Source organism: Streptosporangium sp. NPDC003464 (genome assembly GCF_053588315.1).
In genome coordinates this window covers 1-8,147 of the sequence record NZ_JBSFPS010000362.1, presented here as the reverse complement: position 1 = coordinate 8,147, position 8,147 = coordinate 1, and the positions used below count along the sequence as shown (strand labels likewise).

8 protein-coding genes are annotated in these 8,147 nt (G+C 71.9%); 5 read left to right on the top strand and 3 right to left on the bottom strand.

All coding sequences use genetic code 11. From position 1 onward, the window contains the following. The 3 genes from ACWDS7_RS44200 to mscL all read left to right on the top strand — a co-directional run. Positions 1 to 181 (top strand): DUF397 domain-containing protein (locus ACWDS7_RS44200; protein ID WP_451934173.1); only part of this gene is annotated, 181 nt, incomplete at its 5' end. Positions 182 to 418: 237 nt separating this feature from the next. Continuing rightward, the gene (locus ACWDS7_RS44195) at positions 419 to 619 is read left to right on the top strand and encodes a DUF397 domain-containing protein (protein ID WP_451934172.1); all 201 of its coding nucleotides are present in this window, start codon (positions 419 to 421) and stop codon (positions 617 to 619) included. Positions 620 to 670: 51 nt separating this feature from the next. Next, a complete protein-coding gene (gene mscL, locus ACWDS7_RS44190; protein ID WP_306858618.1) occupies positions 671 to 1,099 on the top strand; it encodes a large conductance mechanosensitive channel protein MscL in 429 nt (142 codons plus the stop codon). 91 nt (positions 1,100 to 1,190) lie between these two features. Here mscL and ACWDS7_RS44185 read toward each other — a convergent pair whose 3' ends face one another. Beyond that, positions 1,191 to 3,050 carry a hypothetical protein gene (locus ACWDS7_RS44185; protein ID WP_451934171.1) on the bottom strand — a complete coding sequence of 620 codons (1,860 nt, stop codon included), beginning with the start codon at positions 3,048 to 3,050 and terminating at the stop codon, positions 1,191 to 1,193. Between the two features lie 140 nt (positions 3,051 to 3,190). Between ACWDS7_RS44185 and ACWDS7_RS44180 the strand changes: the two genes are divergently transcribed. Further along, positions 3,191 to 3,799: a hypothetical protein gene (locus tag ACWDS7_RS44180; protein ID WP_451934170.1), complete on the top strand. Its 609-nt coding sequence runs from the start codon at positions 3,191 to 3,193 to the stop codon at positions 3,797 to 3,799. Positions 3,800 to 3,850: 51 nt separating this feature from the next. On the opposite strand, the gene ACWDS7_RS44175 is transcribed toward ACWDS7_RS44180, so the two are convergent. Both ACWDS7_RS44175 and ACWDS7_RS44170 read right to left on the bottom strand, forming a co-directional pair. Continuing rightward, complete coding sequence (locus tag ACWDS7_RS44175; protein ID WP_451934169.1) at positions 3,851 to 4,849, bottom strand: Gfo/Idh/MocA family protein; 999 nt, start codon at positions 4,847 to 4,849, stop codon at positions 3,851 to 3,853. Positions 4,850 to 4,933: 84 nt separating this feature from the next. Then, complete coding sequence (locus ACWDS7_RS44170; RefSeq protein ID WP_306858622.1) at positions 4,934 to 6,517, bottom strand: peptide chain release factor 3; 1,584 nt, start codon at positions 6,515 to 6,517, stop codon at positions 4,934 to 4,936. A 226-nt stretch (positions 6,518 to 6,743) separates the two neighbouring features. Here ACWDS7_RS44170 and ACWDS7_RS44165 point away from each other — a divergent pair, with 226 nt between their 5' ends. Further along, positions 6,744 to 7,505 carry a PP2C family protein-serine/threonine phosphatase gene (locus tag ACWDS7_RS44165; RefSeq protein ID WP_451934168.1) on the top strand — a complete coding sequence of 254 codons (762 nt, stop codon included), beginning with the start codon at positions 6,744 to 6,746 and terminating at the stop codon, positions 7,503 to 7,505. Positions 7,506 to 8,147: the final 642 nt, after the last annotated feature.

The window sequence follows — 8,147 nt, the reverse complement described above, 5'->3', positions numbered from 1 at the left end:
CCTCCAGTGGCAGGTCTCAAGCCGGTGCAACAACGGCTCCTGCGTGGAAATCGCCCGGCTTCCCGACGGGGGCGTGGGCATGCGCGACAGCAAGAACAAGAATGGACCGGTCCTGGAGTTCACCACGGCGGAATTCCAGACTTTCATATACAGCATCAAGGACGGAAAGTTCGATCTGTAGAACCGGCTTCCCACACAGAGGCCTGAGACCTTGAGACGGCGCCGCGGAGGATCCCGCCGGCGCCGTCTCCTTGTTCACCGGCCGGCCGCGGGGGCCGTCCGCGGCGGCGCACCAGGCACTCGCCCCCCGGCAATCACAGCGGACGATCACAGGTCCGTGACGTGAAAATGGATTATAATTCTCGCGGCGCGACGCTCTTCCCCGGGAAGAGTTGTCAATCTTTCCGGGAGGAGACGCATGGACAGCGGCTCGCGGTTCCATGGAGCAGTCTGGCGATCCAAGTGCAACAACGGCACCTGCGTCGAAATCGCTTCGCAGGACGGCTGGGTCGGCGTGCGGGACAGCAAGGACGGCGGCACCGGCCCCGTCCTGTCGTTCACCCAGGAAGAGTGGAGCACCTTCGTCAAGGCCGTGAAGAACGGGGCTTTCGACGTTTGACCTCCGCCGCGGGGGTAGTCCGAGCGTTCTCACGAGTGGAGGACGCCAAGGATGGGCGGATTCAAGAAATTCCTGATGAGAGGCAATCTCGTCGAACTCGCCGTGGCGGTGGTGATCGGCGCGACCTTCAGCGGCCTGGTGCAGGCGCTGGTCAAGGATCTGATCACACCGTTGATCGCGGCCATCACCGGGGGCGGCGGACCGGACTTCTCGACATATGTGTTCACGGTCAACGGCGCCAAGTTCATGTACGGCGACTTCGTCAACCACCTGCTGAGCTTCCTCATCATCGCCTCCGTCGTCTACTGGCTGGTCGTGATGCCGATGACCCGGGTCATCGCCTTCTTCGACCGGGACAAGGAGGCGACCGAGAAGAAGTGCCCGGAGTGCCTCAGCGACATCCCCGTCGAGGCGAGCCGCTGCGCCTTCTGCACCGTGGAGCTGTCCCGGGTCCGCTCCGCGGACAGACCGCCCGCCTGACCACGCACCACGGAACTGCCCCGGGTCCGCTCCACGGGCGGACCGCCCGCCTGACGGCGGGGACGTGGGGTCCCCGGCTGCCGGCGGGGGCTCAGGGACGGCGGAAGACCGGGACCTGCCGGCCCGCCCGGTCGGCCCCCTCCAGCACCACGCCGGAGCCGGGCGCCGGCCCTCCTCCGGGACCCCGCACGACGACGAGCGGGCCCCGGCCCGTGCGGTCTCCGGCGTCCGGGCCCGCCACATGGATCCGGGCGACGCGGCGGCTGCCCGCGGCCAGGTAGTGCCAGCGGCCCGAGGGGGCCCGCCACCACGTGCCCGCGACCAGGTCACGGCTGAGGCGGCTGCAGTCCCAGGTGTTCTGCCGATCCCCGGTGGGGATGGCGCCGGTCCGCCCGCCGGCGGTGACGTACAGGACGGTCCGGGACGCGCTGGTCCCGTCGGCGTGGGTGAAGCGCGCGCACATCCACCGGCCCCTGGCCCCCTCCGGCAGCTCACCGCTCCAGAACTCCCAGGCGGTGGCCGAGCGGACCTCGGTGCCGGGCCGCGCCAGCGCGCACCCCAGGCGGGACCACGCGGCGAAGGCGCCCGAGGAGGCGTCCAGCTCGCGCGGGCCGTACCGGCCGGCGTCGGCCGCCTCCGGGGTCTCGTAGCGGATGCTGCCCGGGGCCAGCTCGCCGAGGTCGACCACCGTGTAGGGCGTGCCGGGGGCGACGCCGGGCGCCCGCAGCCTCAGCACCGGGCCCCGCCAGCACCTCCCCCCGGCCAGGACGGGGACCGGCGAGGTCACGCCGTCCTCGACCGGGACCCTCCGCCACGACGGGGCCGGGCGGCCCAGCGCCGCCGCGGAGACCTCCTGCACCCAGGGGGGCAGCAGGTAGCGGGCACCCCGGCCGGACGTCCGGAGCCTCAGGGGCCCGGAGCCGCCCGCCCCGGACCGGGGCTCGGGGAAGACCTGCAGGGAGCGGCCGGCACCGGACTCGCTGTAGCGGGCGATCCGGCCGGGCTCCCGCAGCACCACCACGCGCGCGCCGTCGACCTCCCCGGCGTACAGGAGCTGGGGTCCGGCGGCCGGCGGCCCCGCGGGAGCCCCGTGGAAGACCTCGGCCCGCACCTCGCCCGGGGTGTCCCATGCCCTGAGCGCCCGCTCGAGCAGGCGTCCGTCCCCGCGCAGGCCGCCGCGGGCCTCCCACGCCCCCAGGTCCAGCTCGGTGGTCCTGCGCCAGGTTCCGGCGGGGACCTGGCTGAGCGCCGGCGGCCGGGCGGCGGCCTCGGCTCCCCCGGCCGGGCCGCGCCCGCCGTACAGGCCGGCCAGCAGGGACGTCCCGCCGGCGAGCAGGGCCAGCCCCCCGGCGCCGGCGCTCAGGGCGCGCCCGCGCGCGGGCGCGAGCCGTCCGTAGACGCGCGCGAGGGTCGGGTCGGAGGACGGGGCGCGCAGCGGGCCGAACCCCTTCTCGACCGCGGCGACCGCGGCGACGGCCGCATCGGGGTCCTCGACGCCGCCCCCGGCCAGCGTCTCGCGGACCTCGTCGGGGCCGAGCCCCTCCATCCGGGAGAGCGCGTAGGCGGCGCGGGCCGACGGGGAGAGCCGGTCGACGGCGGCGCTGAAGGCCCGGTCACCGCCGACCACCGCGGGGATGACCTCGATCCTCGTGCCCCGGCCCGGCAGCCGCCAGGAGCGGTGGCGCAGCGCCCGGCGCAGGACCTCCCGTCGCAGCGCCTCGACGTCGGCGCCGTCGCGGACGCCGATGCCGGTGCCGTCGCCGTCACCGTCGCGGATGCCGGTGCCGTCGCGGGCGCCGGTGCCGCGCAGCATGACGCGGGTGACCATCCGGTGCGCGAGGACCATCCGGCGCTCGCCGTCGCCGTGCGGGGGCAGCACCAGGTAGGCGAGCCAGACAAGGTCCCGATACGGTCGGGCCAGGGCAGGGTTGCCCCTGATGGACCGTGACACGGCACCCCCTCCGGGTCGGCCACTTCGGGTAATCACTGGAATACGGTCGGTGAATAATAAGACCGTGCGTCCGGCCGGGGGCGGCGATGTTGGGAAAGCGTCCGTTTAGCCGAGAAAATCACCTGTAGGACGATGGGACCGTGAGTGTAGAACTGGCCGTCTGGCACGAGCCCGAGCCGATCAGCAGACAACGCGCGGAGAGCGTCTTCCAGGCGCTGCGCCGCGGAGAGCCCGGCGCCGCCGAGCCGCACCCCGGGGTGGCGGCGTTCGCCGGGCGGCTGGCCGAGGCCGAGCAGGTCTCCCCCGCCCACGCCGTGGTCACCGTGGACCCGGACCGGGCCGACGAGGTCTCGGGCGAGGTCTTCGCCCTGGCCCGTGAGTGCGGGCTGGTCTGCTACGACCCGCAGCGGGGGCTGGTGCACAACCTGGCGCCACTGGGCGTCTACTCCGGCATGCAGATGCACACCGGCGACGGGATGATCGTGGTCGATCCCGACCTGCGGCTCGTCACCGACGCGCTGGCCACCATGTCGCCGCAGAACCCGTTCACGGCGCTGGTCGTCTTCGGTGAGCACTTCGTCCAGACGTCCCCGGAGATCACGGGCTACGAGCTGGAGTACAAGGACAGCGTCCAGGACCTGATGTTCCGTACGCACGTCCCCGACCTGGAGACGGTCCAGGACGCCTTCGCCGAGTACGCCACCGGCGGGCGGGCCTTCCTCGACCGCCACGACTGGAGCCGCGTCTGAGCCCGCGCCCCCGTGGCCGCCCGGGACCGGGCCGCCACGGGGGCCGTCAGGTCACTCGCCGGGGAAGCGGACTCCCACCTGCCCGCGGACCTCGTCCATGATGCCCATCACGTCGAGAGTGGCCTGCCAGGGCACGAGCGGGCTCTCCAGCAGGCCCTCGCGCAGGCAGCGCATGGCCTCGGCGGCCTCGTGCAGCATGCCCGTCCCCTCGTAGGGGACGTGGAAGGTCTCCGGTTCGGCGTCCATGCGGTGCAGGGTGAAGGTGTCGGGGCGGAAGAACAGGTGCGGCAGCTCGATCCGGCCCAGCGGGCCGGAGACAGACGCGGTGACCGGGCCGTCGGTGGTGATGCCGCACGACAGCAGCGCCACCGCGCCGCTGTCGTAGCCCAGCAGCACGCCGGTGTTCTCGTCCACGCCCTCGGGGGTCAGCCGGGCCCAGGACCGCACCGCGGCGGGGGCGCCGAGCATGAGGTAGGCGAAGGAGATCGGATAGACACCCAGGTCGAGCAGGGCGCCGCCGCCCAGCTCGGGGTCGCGGAGCCGGTGGTCCGGCCCGACGTCGAAGGAGGTCCCGAAGTCGGCGTGGACGGCGCCGACCGGGCCGACCGCTCCCCCCTCGACCAGCTCCACGATCTTGCGGATGGCCGGGATGCAGCGCATCCACATGGCCTCCATGAGGAACAGCCTCCGCTCCCGCGCGAAGTCCGTCAGCTTGGCGGCCTGGGCCCGGTTGAGGGTGAAGGGCTTCTCGCACAGTACGGCCTTGCCCGCGCTCAGGCAGGTCAGCACGGCGTCGTAGTGGGCGTTCTGCGTGTTCGCGACGTAGACGATGTCCACCTCGGGATCGGCGGCCAGCTCGGCCCAGCTCCCGTGAGCACGGGGGATGCCGTGCCGGTCGGCGAACGCCCGGGCGGGCCCGGCGGACCTGGAACCGACCGCGACCACCTCGGCGTCCGGCAGGAGCTTCAGGTCCTCGGTGAACGTGGCGGCGATCCCGCCGGTTGCCAGAATTCCCCACTTAATCGTGCCCATGGGGACATATCTCACCATGTATGGCTCTCCTCGGACACGGCCCGCACCGGAGAACCCGGCACGGGCCGTACCGGAGAACCCGGCACGGGCCGTACCGGACGGTCAGCCGCGGGTGTCGGCGAGCAGTGCCTTGAGCACCAGGCCGGGGTGGTCGCGCAGCACGCCGCGCATCCGCCACTCGTCGGTGAACAGCGCCAGCAGCTCCCCGTCGATCGCCCGGGTGAAGACCTCCACGCCGCGCTGGCGGGCCAGGACCGGCGCGGACTCCGCGTCGGTGATCCGGGCCAGGCTGAAGTCGAGCCGGTCCATCGCGATCTCGGTGTTGAACTCCCCGGCGAGCCGGTGCTTGACCACGTCGAACTGCATCGGGCCGACCGCCGCGAGCACCGGCGACTGGTCACCCCGGATGTCGGAGCGGAGGACCTGGACGACGCCCTCGGCCTCCATCTGCTCGATGCCCTTGCGGAACTGCTTGGCCCGGCTGGAGTCGCGGCAGCGGGCCGTCCAGAAGTGCTCGGGCGCGAAGCTCGGGATCCTCGGGAACTCGACCGCCGAGCCGTCGTAGAGGGTGTCGCCGGGGCGCAGGGCCGTGGCGTTCACCAGGCCGACCACGTCTCCGGGGAAGGCCTCCTCGATCGTGGCGCGCTCCTGGCCGAAGACCGACTGGGCGTATTTGGTGGCGAAGGGCCGCCCGGTCGCCGCGTGGGTCAGCACCATGCCCCGCTCGAACCGGCCCGAGCAGACCCGGACGAAGGCGATCCGGTCGCGGTGCGAGGGGTCCATGTTGGCCTGCACCTTGAAGACCAGGCCGGAGAACGGCTTGTCCAGCGGGCGGGGGTCGTCCTTCACGTCGGGGCGGGGCGCGGGCGCGGGCGCGACGTCGACCATCGCGTCCAGCAGGCGGCCGACGCCGAAGTTGTTCAGGGCGGCGCCGAAGAGCACGGGGGTGGACTCGTGCGCCTCGAACGCCTTCTGGTCGTGGTCGGACCCGATCGCCGACAGCAGGTCGACCTCGTCCTTGGCGCGCTCCCAGTCTTCGCCCAGCTCGGCGAGGGCCTGGTCGGGGGTGAGCTCCGTCTCGATGGCCTTGGTGGCACCGCCGGGGGTGCGGGTGTAGCGGACCGCCTGGTCGACGACGCGGTCCACCACGCCGTGGAAGAAACCGCCGGTGCCGATCGGCCAGGTGAGCGGGGTGGGCCGCAGGCCGGTCTTCTCCTGGATCTCGTCCAGCAGCTCCAGCGCCTCGCGGCCGGGCCGGTCCCACTTGTTGACGAACGTGATGACCGGGATCCGGCGGTGCCGGCAGACCTCGAACAGCTTCAGGGTCTGCGGCTCCATGCCCTTGGCCGCGTCGAGTAGCATGACCGCGCAGTCGACGGCGGCCAGCACACGGTAGGTGTCCTCGGAGAAGTCGGCGTGGCCGGGGGTGTCGACCAGGTTGAACATGTGGCCCCGGTATTCGAACCGGAGAGCGGCGGAGGTGATGGAGATGCCTCGGGCCTTCTCCATGTCCATCCAGTCGGAGGTCACACCGCGGCGGCCGGACTTGCCGTGCACGGCGCCGGCCTCGGTGATCGCCGAGGCGTGCAGCGCCAGCGCCTCGGTCATGGTCGACTTACCGGCGTCGGGGTGGCTGATCACCGCGAACGTGCGGCGCCGTGCCGCCTCCTGGATGATCGCGGTCATTTCCTGGTCTCCTAGCCGTGCGTAGGGTGGGGAGCCCCGCGTCGCGCGGGCCGTCGCAACAGCTTACGCGCCGCCGCAGCTGTCAACAGATGTGGCAACACTTCCCCAGGCCGCTTGCGTCACCATGGTGTTCAGTGGATTGTGGAACAACTCGGTTCGCCCCATGCCCGTCCCAACTGCTCGAAAGCGACTCACTCGTGCAACTCGACGTCCCAGTGGTGTGCAGATGATCACACTTCGCTATGCGGCTGGCTCCGATGTCGGCCGGGTCCGCCAGGGCAACGAGGACGCGGCCTACGCCGGCGCCCGACTGCTCGCCGTCGCCGACGGGATGGGCGGCCACGTGGGTGGGGAGGTCGCCAGCTCGGCGGCGATCGCCACGGTCGCCGCCCTGGACCATGAGACCCCCGAGGACCTGGTCGCCGCGGCCGAGGCCGGGGTCCGCAGGGCCAACCAGCGCCTGCGCGAACTGGTCGAGCAGGACCCGAGCCTCACCGGCATGGGCACCACGCTGACCCTGATGCTCTGGGACGGGCCGAGGGTCGCCCTGGCCCATATCGGCGACTCCCGCGCCTACCTGCTCCGCAACGGCGATCTCTACCAGATCACCTACGACCACACCCTGGTCCAGACGCTGATGGACGACGGGCGGATCACCGCCGAGGAGGCCGCCCGGCACCCGCACCGGTCGATCCTGCTCCAGGTCCTGGACGGCGGCGAGAACGTCGACCCCGACCTCTCCCTGCGTGATGCCGAGGTCGGCGACCGTTACCTGCTCTGCTCCGACGGCCTGTCCGGGGTGGTCGACGCCGACCGGCTCCGGCACGTGCTCGCCGAGGTCGACGACCTCGACGCGGTGACCCGGCAGCTCATCGAGCTCGCCTGCGAGGCCGGCGGCCCCGACAACATCACCTGCGTGGTCGCGGACGTGGTCGAGGGGCCCGGCCCGGACACCCCCGTGGTGGTCGGCGCGGCCTCCCCCTCCTAGGCGCTCCCAGGCGACCGCCCTCCCCGCGGGCGACCGCGCCTCCCAGACGGCCGTCCTTCCCGGATGGCTGTCCTTCCCGGATGGCCGTCCTTCCCCGTAGGCGACCGCCCCTCCCAGACGGCCGCCCCTGCCGGGCGGCTGTCCTTCCCGGGCGGCCGTCTCGCGCCCGGCGGGCCGTGGCGCCGGATCCTGGCCGTCGGGCGGGGCAGCCGCTATCGTCGGATTCCTCGCGCTCCTCGCCGGCCACCGCTCTGGAGGCATGTCATGTACAAGGAATTCGCCATCGAGGCGATCGTGTGGCTCATCCCCGTCGTGATCCTCGTCGGCCTGGCTTACATGATCACTCGGCCCGCCTGACCTCCTCTCCCCTGCCGCCGCGGGCCCGGAGCGTCGGCCCGGAGCCCCCGGCCCGCTGAAATTTTTTCCGGCATTCTTCATGAGCCGGGAACTATCCCCTTTACCCAATCTTTATGTGTAAGTAGTCAGGCACATGCGCTCGGGGGAGCGCCATTGGGCACGCCCGCAGGGGGATATCGCACGTCAATGGGCCATTTTGTCGATGCCGCATTAGCTTTTCCGACCGTTCTGTTCACATTCCCGCTCGTGGTGATCATCGGTTACTGGCTGCTCGTCGTGTTCGGC

Coding starts and splice junctions, on each gene's coding strand:
- ACWDS7_RS44175 (WP_451934169.1), bottom strand. CDS start 4,849: ATGGTGAGATATGTCCCCATGGGCACGATTAAGTGGGGAATTCTGGCA.
- ACWDS7_RS44165 (WP_451934168.1), top strand. CDS start 6,744: ATGATCACACTTCGCTATGCGGCTGGCTCCGATGTCGGCCGGGTCCGC.
- ACWDS7_RS44170 (WP_306858622.1), bottom strand. CDS start 6,517: ATGACCGCGATCATCCAGGAGGCGGCACGGCGCCGCACGTTCGCGGTG.
- ACWDS7_RS44195 (WP_451934172.1), top strand. CDS start 419: ATGGACAGCGGCTCGCGGTTCCATGGAGCAGTCTGGCGATCCAAGTGC.
- mscL (WP_306858618.1), top strand. CDS start 671: ATGGGCGGATTCAAGAAATTCCTGATGAGAGGCAATCTCGTCGAACTC.